This is a genomic window from Chitinophaga sancti (assembly GCF_034087045.1).
In the GTDB taxonomy this organism is placed as follows: Bacteria; Bacteroidota; Bacteroidia; order Chitinophagales; family Chitinophagaceae; genus Chitinophaga; species Chitinophaga sancti_B.
This window is the reverse complement of the sequence record NZ_CP139247.1, coordinates 4,913,750-4,927,553: the sequence shown is the minus strand read 5'-3', so window position 1 is coordinate 4,927,553 and position 13,804 is coordinate 4,913,750. Positions and strand designations below refer to the sequence as shown.

The 13,804-nt window shown below is 40.9% G+C and carries 15 protein-coding genes; 7 read left to right on the top strand and 8 right to left on the bottom strand.

The genetic code is table 11. The features are described from left to right. The first annotated feature begins 142 nt into the window (after positions 1–142). From SIO70_RS20120 to SIO70_RS20110, 3 genes are read left to right on the top strand one after another with little or no spacing between them, the layout of a single operon-like run. Complete coding sequence (locus SIO70_RS20120; RefSeq protein ID WP_320573713.1) at positions 143–1,630, top strand: c-type cytochrome; 1,488 nt, start codon at positions 143–145, stop codon at positions 1,628–1,630. A 35-nt stretch (positions 1,631–1,665) separates the two neighbouring features. Next, a complete protein-coding gene (locus SIO70_RS20115; RefSeq protein WP_320573711.1) occupies positions 1,666–3,006 on the top strand; it encodes a cytochrome c in 1,341 nt (446 codons plus the stop codon). 6 nt (positions 3,007–3,012) lie between these two features. After that, positions 3,013–3,180 (top strand): hypothetical protein, encoded by a 168-nt coding sequence (locus tag SIO70_RS20110; protein WP_320573710.1) that lies wholly within the window; start codon positions 3,013–3,015, stop codon positions 3,178–3,180. Positions 3,181–3,536: 356 nt separating this feature from the next. Here the strand turns inward: SIO70_RS20110 and SIO70_RS20105 are convergent, their stop codons facing one another. Next, complete coding sequence (locus SIO70_RS20105; RefSeq protein ID WP_320573708.1) at positions 3,537–3,689, bottom strand: hypothetical protein; 153 nt, start codon at positions 3,687–3,689, stop codon at positions 3,537–3,539. Between the two features lie 94 nt (positions 3,690–3,783). Here SIO70_RS20105 and SIO70_RS20100 point away from each other — a divergent pair, with 94 nt between their 5' ends. The 3 genes from SIO70_RS20100 to SIO70_RS20090 all read left to right on the top strand — a co-directional run bounded on the left by SIO70_RS20100 (position 3,784) and on the right by SIO70_RS20090 (position 6,879). Then, positions 3,784–5,343, top strand: a complete 1,560-nt coding sequence (locus tag SIO70_RS20100) for a Fic family protein (RefSeq protein WP_320573706.1) — start codon at positions 3,784–3,786, stop codon at positions 5,341–5,343. A 787-nt stretch (positions 5,344–6,130) separates the two neighbouring features. Further along, positions 6,131–6,499, top strand: a complete 369-nt coding sequence (locus tag SIO70_RS20095) for a hypothetical protein (RefSeq protein WP_320573704.1) — start codon at positions 6,131–6,133, stop codon at positions 6,497–6,499. 65 nt (positions 6,500–6,564) lie between these two features. Beyond that, positions 6,565–6,879 carry a hypothetical protein gene (locus SIO70_RS20090; protein ID WP_320573702.1) on the top strand — a complete coding sequence of 105 codons (315 nt, stop codon included), beginning with the start codon at positions 6,565–6,567 and terminating at the stop codon, positions 6,877–6,879. Between the two features lie 108 nt (positions 6,880–6,987). Here the strand turns inward: SIO70_RS20090 and SIO70_RS20085 are convergent, their stop codons facing one another. The 7 genes from SIO70_RS20085 to SIO70_RS20055 are packed head-to-tail and all read right to left on the bottom strand — an operon-like array spanning position 6,988 to position 11,924. Then, on the bottom strand, positions 6,988–7,740 hold the full coding sequence (locus tag SIO70_RS20085) for a metallophosphoesterase family protein (RefSeq protein WP_320573700.1): 753 nt from the start codon (positions 7,738–7,740) through the stop codon (positions 6,988–6,990). A 59-nt stretch (positions 7,741–7,799) separates the two neighbouring features. Further along, positions 7,800–8,573 (bottom strand): metallophosphoesterase, encoded by a 774-nt coding sequence (locus SIO70_RS20080; protein ID WP_320573698.1) that lies wholly within the window; start codon positions 8,571–8,573, stop codon positions 7,800–7,802. A gap of 16 nt (positions 8,574–8,589) precedes the next feature. After that, positions 8,590–9,294 carry a protein-tyrosine-phosphatase gene (locus SIO70_RS20075; RefSeq protein ID WP_320573696.1) on the bottom strand — a complete coding sequence of 235 codons (705 nt, stop codon included), beginning with the start codon at positions 9,292–9,294 and terminating at the stop codon, positions 8,590–8,592. Between the two features lie 28 nt (positions 9,295–9,322). Further along, complete coding sequence (gene arsB / locus SIO70_RS20070) at positions 9,323–10,399, bottom strand: ACR3 family arsenite efflux transporter (RefSeq protein WP_320573694.1); 1,077 nt, start codon at positions 10,397–10,399, stop codon at positions 9,323–9,325. Between the two features lie 49 nt (positions 10,400–10,448). Further along, on the bottom strand, positions 10,449–10,697 hold the full coding sequence (locus SIO70_RS20065; protein ID WP_320573692.1) for a hypothetical protein: 249 nt from the start codon (positions 10,695–10,697) through the stop codon (positions 10,449–10,451). A gap of 3 nt (positions 10,698–10,700) precedes the next feature. Then, positions 10,701–11,540 (bottom strand): arsenite methyltransferase, encoded by an 840-nt coding sequence (locus tag SIO70_RS20060; RefSeq protein ID WP_320573690.1) that lies wholly within the window; start codon positions 11,538–11,540, stop codon positions 10,701–10,703. Between the two features lie 54 nt (positions 11,541–11,594). Further along, positions 11,595–11,924: a metalloregulator ArsR/SmtB family transcription factor gene (locus SIO70_RS20055; RefSeq protein WP_320573688.1), complete on the bottom strand. Its 330-nt coding sequence runs from the start codon at positions 11,922–11,924 to the stop codon at positions 11,595–11,597. Positions 11,925–12,335: 411 nt separating this feature from the next. Between SIO70_RS20055 and SIO70_RS20050 the strand changes: the two genes are divergently transcribed. Continuing rightward, positions 12,336–13,673 (top strand): sigma-54 dependent transcriptional regulator, encoded by a 1,338-nt coding sequence (locus SIO70_RS20050; RefSeq protein WP_320573686.1) that lies wholly within the window; start codon positions 12,336–12,338, stop codon positions 13,671–13,673. Positions 13,674–13,804 lie beyond the last annotated feature (131 nt).

The following is a 13,804-nucleotide window of genomic DNA, read 5'->3' as shown; positions in this document are numbered from 1 at the left end:
TGAAAAAGCAGAGTAACGAATTTGAAAACGTTAGTGTTGAAAATGAAAATGTAAAGTATTCAATATCTATACACTCGTCCCTTTAATCAGAACTGGACATGTAATGATATTACGAACTTTGTGAAATAAATATCAGATTAGTATGGATTTCCCATTATTTCATCTCGATTGGCTAAACGATCGTTTTTTGATAGCCATGATTGCCATCATTCATGTGCTTATTAATCATGGCCTCGCTGTCGGTTTCATTCCATTAGTGACATGGTTGGAACAGAAGGGCGTAAAAAATAGTGATACCGGAGAAATTACAGATGCAAACTGGGATAAAATGGTGTACAAAATGATGAAAGTTGGCTTCATCATTACTACCACCCTGGGCGCTATGACCGGCGTTGGCATCTGGTTCTCTGTAGCACTGGTTAGTCCTGCATCTATAGGTAGTCTCATCAGGGTTTTCTACTGGGCATGGTTCACCGAATGGCTGGTGTTTGTAACAGAAGTAATATTGATTGTTATTTATTTCCTCACCTGGAATAATGCAAATAAATCATTGACTTCCAAACTCAGGCACATCAGATTTGGCTGGTTCTTATCTATATTTTCCTGGATAACCATGGCAATTATTGTATCCATTCTCAGCTTTATGATGGATCCCGGTAACTGGAAAACGCATCATAGCCTGCTTAATGGTTTTACAAACCCGATTTATCTGCCACAGTTAATGTTCCGTACACCTACAGCTATGCTGATCGGTGGGGTATTTGGCCTCATGCTGATCACCCTGTTTACAACAACCGGAACAGACATGAGGAAAAAAGCTGTGCGGTCAGCATCTGCCTGGATACTTTGTTGGGCCCCCTTTTCACTCGCCGGCGCTATTAATTATTATAGGGTGATGCCTACTGCCATGAAGGCAAATATGAGTACGGCCATTGGCACTATTGACTTTTCACAATACTATAACCTGTTGCAATATGTGATACTCGTTGCAATAGTAGTGGTATTGCTGCTGGCATTACTGGGATTACTAAAATCAGGGTGGATGAGGTTTCCGGTAGCACTGGTTGCCTGCATCATCTCCTTTGGATTTCTTGGCATTTTTGAACGTGTCAGAGAGTTCATCCGGAAACCATACGTCATTGGAGGCTATATGTATAGCAATCTGCTTAAAGAAGAAGACTATCCGTTGTATAAAAAAGACGGTATCCTCAAATATGCAACCTATACCAGTACACCGGAAGTAACAGCTGATAATAAAATTGAAGCAGGCCGTAATGTTTTCATGCTCTCTTGCAGCCGCTGCCATACCACACAGGGCGTCAATTCTATTACTTATGTATTTGAGCGGATGTATGGATTCGGCAAACCATTGAGCGAAAACGCAATGGAAGCTTATATTCCAACTATGCACAATGCACGTACCTATATGCCACCTTTCCCTGGTAATAAACAGGAGCTGAAAGCACTTGTAGCATATATCAAATATGTGCAGGAAACAAAAGAAGTATTGGAAGGAGCACAAACAGAAGGAGTAACCGTTAATAAGCTCAATGATATGGAAGCTGCCAGGACTGTTATGGAAAAACAACAGGAAGAAAAAACGCAGGAGAAAAAACTTGCAGACCAATAGTTAAACAAATTATTTCATTAAAATCAAACGCAGGCATGCTTTACTTTTTGCAGGCAACCACTCCTGTACCAAGAGATATACCATTGGATTTGCCATTGCCGGAATGGCTATTGGTAGTACTACTTGTCATTTCATTTCTGGCACATATTGTATTTGTGAATCTCATGCTGGGAGGATCCATCCTGACACTATGGGCTGAAATAAAAGGTCTAAAGGATAAAGACTATGATAGTCTGGCAAACGAAATTGCAAAAACAATCACCGTCAATAAAAGTCTGGCCGTAGTACTGGGCGTAGCCCCATTATTAAGTATCAATACACTTTACAGCATTTACTTTTATTCTGCCAATGCACTTACCGGATTGATGTGGATATCTATTATCCCATTGGTCACTATCGCATTTCTGCTGACTTACCTGCATAAATACACATGGAAAAGTCTCGCACAGAATAAAGCTTTGCATCTTTCAATTATCGCTGCCGCAGTAGCTATATTCCTGTTTATCCCGTTAATATTCCTGGTAAACATCAACCTGATGCTATTTCCTGAAAAGTGGGGAACAATCAAAGGTTTTATGAGTGCCCTGTTATTACCGAATGTGTTTCCGCGCTACCTTCATTTCATCTGCGCCTCATTGGGTGTAACTGGATTATTCCTATTCTGGTACACAGGAAGAAAGAACTATCCGTTTGAAAGTTTCTATACGAAGCTATCCAGATACGAAATCAAGAAAAAGGCTTATTCACTGACATTGGCGGCCTCCGCTTTCCAGTTCTTAATAGGCCCGCTGGTGTTGATGACATTACCCTCAAAAGGAATAGGCTGGAATCTTATAGCTATCATCCTGACAGGCGCTGCTATTGCTATTCCTGCAATGATCTGGATATGGAAGGCAATTACAGGACCAGCAGAAAAAATTGACAGGCATTTTGGCAAAGTAGTGGTCGCCCTGGGTACAACTGTACTGTTTATGGGAAGTGGCCGGCACGTATACCGTGCTAATGCACTTGCGCCTCACAAACAACTGATGGCCGCCAAAACTGCGGAGTTTGAAAAACTATCTGCCGAAGCCCGGGCCAATCCACAGGAAGAAGAAGAAACGCTGGAAATAGACTCATCACTTGGCGATGTAGCCAAAGGCGCTGCACTATTTAAAGGCAATTGCAGTGCCTGCCATCAGAAAGATGCTAAACTTGTAGGCCCACCTATGCTGGAGATGGTAAGTATTTATCATGATCAGCCCGAAAAGCTGAAAGCATGGATCAAAAATCCTGGTAAAAAACGACCCGATTTTCCACAGATGCCAGCCTTTGGAGACAAATTTTCAGAAGACGATCTGAACGAATTATCGAAATTTATCTTATCAATTAAATAATTCTTTATGACCACGCCAGTTTTTGTAATAGCTTCAATACTGTTGCTGGGAGCGATAGTACGCCAGCTGATCATCATTTACACAAAAATCCTCTTATTACAGAAAGATGCAGCAATTTCAAAGGTAAAACTGAAAGAAGAAAAAGAATATCTCTTTATTAAAGGATTGTATTAGTCAATCATTTTACGGATGAAAAAATTGCCGCTGTTAATTATTTAGCAGCGGCATTTGTATGTTTAATAACTATCTTTATCGCCAGCGAAAATAAAATAATCACCCTATAGTAACCATCAATACCTGTAGCGTGATACCTGTCATTGTACTGATATAAAGTATAGTCTGACCTGCCAAATCCATATAATGATGAAAGTAGCTTCTTAAACCTCTTTGGAAGCAACCTTATACTTATTTTTCCAATAATACTTATTCCCCCCATCGTTCAACTCAAGATCATTATACAACAAAGGCCCCTGCAAACACAGAGAACTTCACCACACCAACAACCGGCTAACAACCCGCCTGTATTCATCTCATCTACTTTTAGCCATATTGCCGCCATCCACCTTTGCCTGGCTAATTCCACTCATCACAGTCCCTGCCACAGCCAGGTATCCCGCAATCTGTGTCACCAACGCAGGCACTGCAACCGGCAGCCCTGCAATCGTCCCACTAATCGCCAACAACAATAATCACTTTTCCAAAAAACGCCCGTTTCGTAATCACTTTTCCAAAAAAATAATCATTTTTCCGTAATTTGGTCAAAATAAACGTCTTCAAATGGATAGTAATAACGGCTTTTCGATAATTATAAGTTCATTTCACGGTAGAATTGCACCTGAGGAAGGATTACTGGTAGGATATGGAGCACTTATTCAATTTTATAAACTGGAAGTACCAATTCCTGATCGACTGGCGTTAATTAGTCACAAGCGCATAAAATATGAAATAGAAAACTGGCTGATTTTATCTGCCCGTCACAAACCCGAAGATACGCTTTCAGCACATCTAACCTTTGCATTTAAATATGAAGGAATCGACCTGGCTATCTTTAAAAAATTATTTGAGAAGTTAGGACCCAATGAAATAGTCTCCCTTGTTTCTAAAGAACCCACAAGTCAATATAGTAGAAGGATATGGTTTTTATACGAGTGGTTAATGGATAACCGGTTACCCCTGGATGATTTATCAATAAGTAACTACATAGACTTACTTGATGAAAAACTTCAGTATGGCTCCTTACCTAAGCAATCGAAAAGACATCGTGTCCGCAACAATCTTCCTGGAGTAAGAGATTTTTGCCCGCTGGTTAGAAAGACGCCAGCTTTAGAAAAATTCATTCAACAAGACTTATCCTCCAAAATAAAAACAATAATCGGGAAGATCCATCCAGACGTAATGGCCAGAACGGCTGCATTTCTTTTATTAAAAGATTCAAAAGCATCCTACGCCATTGAAGGAGAAACACCTCCCCAAAACCGTGCACAACGATGGGGCCGTGCGATTGGTCAGGCAGGACAAAGGCCTATTTCCAAAGAGGAATTGATCCGGTTACAACAAATAGTAATAGACAATCCAAGATTTACTAAAATGGGTTGGAGAGAGCAACATGGCTTTATCGGAGAGCATGATAGAAGACATGGTACACCCATCCCTGATCATATTTCTGCAAAATGGGAGGATATCCCATCCCTTATGAATGGTTTAATAGAGACAGATCAAAAACTGGAAACAGACCCTAATTTCGATGCTGTTATTGCTGCTGCGGTCATCTCCTTCGGGTTCGTATTTATACATCCATTTGTAGATGGCAATGGGCGAATTCATCGTTATCTGATTCATCATTTACTTTTACATAAAAACTATGTAGGTAAAGGTTTCATTTTCCCAATTTCCGCTATCATTTTAGAAAGGCTTGATGAATACCGCCGGGCATTGGAAAGCTTCTCCCAACAACGAATAGATTTAGTGGAATGGAAACCAACCCAGGATAATAACGTAACAGTGTTAAACGATACCACTGATCTGTATCGCTACTTTGACGCTACCAAACAGGCTGAATTTCTTTACAGCTGCGTGCAGGAAACCATCGAGCATACCATTCCGGAGGAAGTAACCTACCTGGAAAAATATGATCTCATGAAACAATACCTTGATAACTATTTTGAAATGCCTGACAAAACAGTCGCGTTACTTGTTCGCTTTTTAGAGCAGGGCAATGGCAAGCTTTCCGAAAGAGCCAAATCAAAGGAGTTTAAGGAATTGAGCGAAGAAGAAGTCGATGAAATCCAAAATAAATATGTAGAGGTATTTATGGGAGACAGGGAATCAGAGAATTAACATTGTCAATATTTAACGGCAATGCCTGAAAAAACACACAAAGATCAACGCTGTCGCAAACCACCGATAACCTGTACCTATGTACTTTAATAACACAATACCTTCATAGCTGAGTGTTGAACCTATAACATCTATACCGTTCGTTCATAAGCGTTTTGAAACAGTAAAATTCTTAGTAAGAAGCAGCTTTTGTATATTTGGATGTTTTTGTACTAAAAGCCTCAAATACCCGATGAAAAAGAAAGCTACAATGGGAATTCCTTAAAAAGATTGAATTCATTGGCAAAAACAATAGAATACAACTCAATCTTGCGTATTTTTAACCTTAATTTAGTATATGTCCGCAATTTGTTATTGGTGCAGTGTTTCAGGAACTGGTGTACTTTCAAATCCTTCAGGACAAAAAGATCATCCATTCGGTTGTTGTTATAACTGCCATGTGCTCGCCTGTGGTTACCATGCAATCAGAGATAATGCAGCGAAAGAATTTATCTGCTTTGATTGCGATAAAAACAATCTGTGTAAGATTTTACCTCTTCCAAATGGGGGAAGATCGCCAGGTGCTGTCATGATACCGCCATTCGCGATATACAAAACTTAATAGATCGAAATATCCTGATAAATGATGGATCAGGGGGAAGAAGTACAGGATATTTACTTAATGAGAATTTTTACGAGGAAAAATGATCCTGCTCTCCTAAGTTAACACTGATCATAACCATTGGCTGTATTTCACGAATAAATCCAGGAGAAGGTCAGCTGTTTAAACAAATGAATAAACTACATTATGAATTTTGATTTTAATAATTGCTCCTGGCATGATTCTATAATAAAGAATATCTTCATTGATAGAAGTGATCCAGGAAATGTTGATACAGTTGAAATGACTATTGACTGGTATGATGAACCTGCATCAAAAATTATATTTAAGGATGTATATTTATTTAAGGCCACTTTAAACTTCGGCATTATTGCAGATGAAACCATTTTAAACGCCGGTATAGCTATCCAGGAAGATCCTGATCTTATCAATTTCTATCAAAAAGCAAAAGGAGTTTTAGCCAGCAAAAAAATAAATTGTTACATAATCGAAACGAATTCTACTGGAGGTACCATAAAAATTCTTGCTGAAACTGTAGAAAAAATACTGTTATAATTTAAAAGAATGGAAGCGGCTAAACTGCAGCCTGGTTTCATGTAGCATTACATATTTTTAATATTATGAAAACAACCCTCAAATTACCCAATAACTTCCTTTTATTTTCCAATGAACCCATCATATCCAGATTTAACTATAAAATTGATTATGAAATAGAAAAGCTGATAAAAGGCCGGCATGAATATGCCCTTTACCTTGCACCCCATTTCGTAGGGATAGTATGGTTCGACGACACCCTTGGCTATTGGGTAGCTGAAGTATTTCTTCATCATAATGATTACCACGGCTCCTACCTCGCTGAAACACTGGTAGAACTGGCAGATGAGATAAACGCTGATTACAGGGATTATGAGCCAAGAACATTTCATAATCATTGAGCAAGCTGTCGCCGCCCTATCCCTCCCCCGTTGCATTCTATGGTTCAAGCAAATAAAAACACCTGTTAATAAAAAAAGTCGGACCTGGTACCGACCTCTTTTTGATGCCTATTTAGCCAACCTTAGCTTTTCTGCAAATTCGTCCGGCAGTGGGCTATCAACAACAGCCTGCGCGGCTGCGTCAATATCATAGTCAAAGCGTATAAATTGTACCTGGATAGATTCAGGATACAGCACACTACTATTCTCATGGATATCCAGCAACACATAACAACCTCTTGGGTCACCATCTTTCGGCTTACCTACGGAACCAATGTTTATAGCGTGCTTATAATGAGTAAGGCCTTCTTTAGCTTCTACAGGTACAACCCGGTGATATGGCTTATGGCTATGACCAAAACAAAGAATATCTGCCCCTGCATCGTTTAACTGTCCGGCAATGGCTTCCTCTTCCATGTCCTCCAATAAATATTCATTCACGCTTTTAGGGCTACCGTGTACCATCAGCAAAACCATTTCCCTGTTTTTCAACTGAAACTCCAGGCGTAAATGAGCTGGCAGGGTTTTCAGGAACTCCTTGCCACTATCGCTTACTATTTCGTAAGCGTAATTCTTTCCCAGATCTTTAATCGTCATTCCTTCTTCCATGTACGACTTACTTACTTTCAGATCATGGTTGCCTGCAATGGTGGCAATGTTACGGGAGCGGATGGCGTCTATAACTTCATTAGGCCAGATGTTGTATCCTACAAGATCGCCTAAGCAATAAATGGCATCCGGCTTTTTCTTGTCTACGCTCTCGAAAAAAGCTGTTAAAGCAGGAAGATTGGCGTGAATGTCACTAAACAGCGCAATAGTCATAAAGGGGCTTTTTTTGACGAAAGCCCCTATTCATATGAGGGGCTTTCGATAATAATGAGTTATACACCTTTCCGTAAACTTTCCGCATAGGCATTCGGTAGCGGGCTATCTTCTACAGCTTTGGCCGCTTTCTCTACATCATATTCAAAACGCACAAACTCCACTTGTACGGCCTCTTTATTAAAAATGCTGCTGTCTTCGTTGATGTGTAGTAATACATAGCCGCCGCGTTGGTCACCGTCTTTCGGCTTACCAACGGAGCCAATGTTAATAGCGTGTCTGTAGTGCTGGTTTTCCTCCGGTACAGCTGGTAAAATGCGGTGGTAAGGTTTATGCGTATGCCCAAAACACATAATGTCTGCATCGGCATCCACCATGATACGCAACATGCTTTTTTCGTCCCTGTCTTCAAACAGGTATTCGTTTATTTTACGGGGGCTACCATGTACCAGCAGCAGATTCAGCTTATCATTGTTTAACTGGAACTCTACTCTAATATGAGCAGGCAGGGTACGCAGATACCTCCGTTCATCCTCTTTTACTATTTCGTTGGTGTAAGAGATAGAAACACTGCCGTTGGCCTTTTCATCATCTGTTTTGTAAGCACAGCCGCAATCGTTGCTTGTTCTGCCAATGCCAAAATCATAGTTCCCGGCAATGGTGGGAATACCACGCTTGCGTATTTCATTTATCACTTCATTAGGCCAGATATTATACCCAACCAAATCACCTAAGCAATAAATGGCGTCTGGCTTTTTGGTTTCAACGTCTTTAAAAAATGCCTCTAATGCAGGCAGGTTGGCGTGTATATCACTGAATAATGCAATCTTCATAATTTTTATATAGAGGTTAGTTTTTCTTCAATTGAGCGAAAACGTATAATACCTCCGTTGCAATTTGCAGGCATCTTTCCTTATAAACAGCATCCTGTTGTGGCGTACCATCGGCAGCCTTTGGATCGTCATAAGGCACAGCAATTCTGCCGTCAGCACCTGTCACAAATGGGCAGGATTCATCAGCATGGGAACACGTCATTATTGCTGCAAAATTGGAAGTCGGGTTGGGCGCATCCATATACCTTTTTGAAAAGGAAGTAATAGCAGGTATGTTTTCACCGTACATTGATTCAAAGACCGTGTTTTTACCGGGCTTTACTGGTTCTATCTTAAAGCCGGCATCCGTTAAAGCCTTCACTGCATTCATATTAAATGCAGTAACCTCTGTGCCGCCGGAAAAACAGTTTACACCATCTATACCATAATAAGCAGTTGCAGCAGCAGCCCATAATTGAGCGGTGTGGCTTCTGCGGGAATTATGTGTACAAATGAACACCAGGTTTGCCTCTTTGCCAGCACTTAACTTACGTTTTGCGTATTCCGCGATGCTATCTAACGCTTCTTTTCTGTCAGCGGGAATACTCGCTATCCCTTTCTCTGCGACTTTGATATACTCGATAATAGCCGGATAGAGTTGCATTGTTTTTTCTTTAGATAATGTAAAAGAAGACAATAAGGCAAATGTAAAAACGCCTAAGAAGATTACTGTTAATTTCATTGATGTAACTGGTTTGATAGTATGATTATCAAGCTACCTGGTTATTCAGATAATATTTCTTTCTCAACCAGAAAGCAACATTCACTAATGCAATCAGTGCAGGCACTTCCACTAAGGGGCCGATCACCCCTGCAAATGCCTGCCCGCTATTGATGCCAAATACACCAATGGCTACGGCAATAGCCAGCTCAAAATTGTTGCCGGTGGCAGTAAAAGCAATGGAAGTATTCTTTGCATAGTCTGCCCCCAGCGCTTTGCCTGTAAAGAAACTCAACAGGAACATAACGACAAAGTAGATCACCAATGGTATAGCAATACGTACCACATCCATAGGGATCTGCACTATTAACTGACCTTTCAGACTGAACATGACTACTATCGTAAACAGTAATGCGATCAGGGTAATAGGCGAAATAAAAGGAATAAACTTTGTAGTCAGCCACTCTTCTCCTTTAATCTTTATCAAAGTATAGCGGCTTATTACACCTGCTGCAAATGGAATCCCTAAATAGATAGCTACGCTTTTAGCAATTTCACCGATGGTAATATTTACAGCTAACCCTTTCATGCCAAATAACGGCGGCAGTACAGTAATAAATACATAGGCATATACGCTGTATAGTAATACCTGGAAGATGCTGTTTAAAGCTACCAGGCCGGCAGCGTATTCCCGGTTACCTTCTGCCAGCTCATTCCAAACAATCACCATTGCAATACAACGGGCAAGTCCGATCAGGATTAAACCGATCATATATTCGGGATAGCCATGCAGGAATACAATAGCCAGTACAAACATCAGGATAGGCCCTACAATCCAGTTCAGGAATAAGGAGGCTCCTAATACTTTGGTGTTATTAAATACTTCTCCCATTTTCTCATACCTGACTTTTGCCAGTGGTGGGTACATCATCAGGATTAAACCTATTGCCAATGGTATATTAGTAGTACCACTGGACATTTGATTGATGGAAGCAGGGACGGATGGTACAAAATAACCCAAACCTACACCCACGGCCATAGCCAGGAAAATCCATAGGGTTAAATACCTGTCTAGGAAACTCAATCTTTTGCGTTCATGTGCCGGGGCACAATTATTTGCACTCATGCTGTTCGTTGTTATGTCTATATACAAAATCCGTTTTACTGCAATGTTATCAAAGCGCGTTCAGCATTGCAGTGTTGATCTCTGCTGCAATGGTGTTAAACTCTTTTTCCAGCTCTGCATCGTCCTGCACCTCTATGGGATTTTTATAACCCATTTGCGTAGTATAAAATGAACCCGGTAAATCAGCACAACCGCTCTCGTTAGTATTACAGGCCTTAAACAGGTAATACTTTGCAGGCAGTGTGGCTTTATAAAGTAATGCCTGGAAGCTGATCACTAAATACTCGTAGCATTGCATGGATTAACAACAGCCGGGAGGACAACAAGCTGCTTCTTTTGGTTTTTCAGCATAGACAGTAACACTGTAAATGCCCGTATTGCTGTTTTTGAATTGTGCAATTTCTTCTGCTGATAAGTAGCCAGAAAGAATATCATCAGGTATAATGATCGCTTTCTCTTTTTGTAGGGTAATGTTGGTAAATCCGTTTGTAGTAATCAACTCCATGTACACCTGCTTTTGGATAGCACCAGATACACAGCCTGCATACATTTCTGCTGCCTGCTGGATAGCGGGAGGTAAATTGCCTTCCAGTACAATGTCTGATATGCTGAAATGACCACCAGGTTTCAGTACGCGGAAGATCTCTTTAAATACACCGTCTTTGTTGGGAACAAGGTTTAATACGCAGTTACTTACCACTACATCAGCCACGTTTGCTGTAACCGGCATTTTCTCAATATCTCCCTGCCTGAACTCCACGTTATTGAATCCCCTAACTTCTGCATTGGTACGGGCCTTGTCAATCATAGCAGGTGTAAAGTCAATCCCTATCACCTTGCCGGTTTCTCCCGTTTCATGGCGTGCTATAAAGCAGTCATTGCCTGCACCACTACCCAGGTCTATTACAGTGTCGCCTTTTTTGATCTGTGCGTACTGCGTAGGCAGACCGCAACCTAATCCTAAATCGGCATCAGCATTATAACCTTCCAAAGTGGTGTAATCATCACTCATAATGTTGTATACTTCGGTGGAGCATCCGCCAGCACCGCAGCAGGATGCCTGGTTATCCGCTTTATCCTGTAAGGCTATTTCACTGTATTTCTGCCTTACCATGTCTTTAATTTCCTGATCGTTTGCCATAACATTTCATTTATTGTATAATTGCAATATTGCGATCAATTAGAACAAAAAAAATCAACAGCACTCTTTGATTTCTGCCACCTCTTTAAAAAAGCAGTTGAACACTTCTTTACACTGCTTCCACACCTTCGGATTAATGCAATAACAGACACTTACACCTTCTATTGAACCCTGAATGATACCAGCGTTTTTTAATTCCTTCAAGTGTTGTGAAGTGGTTGCCTGGGCAAGCCCCAGTTCTTCTACCAGATCACCACAAACACAGGCATTTTTCCTGACCAGGTATTGCAGAATAGCAATACGTGCAGGATGTGCAATTGCTTTAGCCAGATTGGCTATGTCATTTTGCTGCTTTGTGAATAAATCTGACTTTGTTGCTCCCATATATATTGCAATATTACGATAATAGGTTAATCTGGCAAATTTTTTTCTCAAATTCCTGTATTATGGTGAATTTTTTCCATCATTGATGAGAACCAATTGAACAATTATCTGAAACGCTATTTTATTAAAATTTCATTTCACCGGCGCCCTATTTGGCAACCATGTCCCAAATAACAAACAATAAAAACTGCTATTCTATTCGTTGCAAATAAAATTCGAACCCAATCCGGTCAGGATAATAGCAGTTTGCTGTGAAAAACACGCCTGCCAGAACCAGTACGCACGCAAAATGCTTTTCATACTAATAAATGAATATGCGTTGAACTCGCTTGTACTTCCAATAATCTATAATTACATGGACAAGTCTATTACTAACAAGGAAACCTTAATTTTGCCCTACAAATAAACTATATGACAGGAACTGTGCTCATAATCGACGATGAAGAGAAGTTACGCAGCCTGATGAAACGCATCATCACACTGGAAGGTTACAACGTCCTGGAAACCGGTAATATCAAATCAGCGCAAAAGTTACTCGATAAAGAAGAAGTTGATGTCGTGCTCTGCGATGTAAAACTACCCGACGGCAGTGGCGTAGACTACGTGAAGACCATCAAAGAAAAATATCCTTCTGTAGAAGTCATCCTCCTCACCGCCTATGGCAACATCCCCGACGGCGTGCAGGCTATTAAAAACGGGGCTTTCGACTACCTTACCAAAGGAGATGACAATAACCGTATCATCCCTTTGCTGAACCGCGCTCATGAAAAAGTGCTGCTGCAAAAACGGATCGAAAAACTGGAAAAACAGGTAGGACAGAAATATAGCTTTGAAAGTATCCTTGGCAATTCCCGCCCCATCTCCGAAGCCATCGCCCAGGCCAGCAAAGTAGCACCTGCCGATACAACTGTATTATTATTAGGTGAAACCGGCACGGGTAAAGAAGTCTTTGCCCAGGCTATCCATAATAATAGCAGGCGCGCCGGCAAACCGTTTGTTGCCCTGAACTGTAGCGCCTTCAGCCGGGAACTGCTGGAAAGTGAACTGTTCGGTTATAAAGCCGGGGCTTTTACCAATGCCACCCGCGACAAAAAAGGCCTGATTGAAGAAGCTAATAACGGCACCATCTTCCTCGACGAACTTGGTGAAATGCCACTGGATCTCCAGGCTAAACTACTCCGCGTATTGGAAACCGGGGAGTTTATAAAAGTAGGCGATACCAAACCTACCAAAGTAAATGTGCGCATCATTGCCGCAACGAACCGGGATCTGAAGACAGAAGCCGAAAAAGGGCTTTTCAGGGAAGATCTCTATTATAGGCTGAATGTATTCGCGATTACCCTGCCTCCGCTAAGAGAAAGGAAAAAAGACATTCCCGTACTGGCGGAATATTTTATTTTGCTCGCTGCCAATCGCAATAACCGAAAGCCCCTGACCATGGCGCCGGCATTTGTAGAAAAACTGCAATTGCATGAATGGAAAGGGAATATACGGGAGCTGAAAAATGTGTTGGAACGGGCGGTCATACTTGCCGAGGGTGATGAACTCATGGTAGAGCATTTACCTTTTGACCTGCAGATAGCAGATAAGTCATCAAATATACTGTCTGCATTTGACCTGGCAAGTGTAGAAAAGTTACATATCATTAAGGTATTACATCATACTAAAAACAATAAAACAGAAGCAGCAAAGCTATTAAATATAGGACTTGCTACCCTGTACAGGAAGATAGAAGAGTATAAACTCTAGCCGGCCGCAGGCCCCTCCAAAATGATAAAACCCTCTCATTTTGAGAGGGTTTTATCATTTCAGCCATTTACCATTTCTATTGTAAATCAACCAATTAAAAGAGAATAACCACCCCGGCACACCAATTGGCT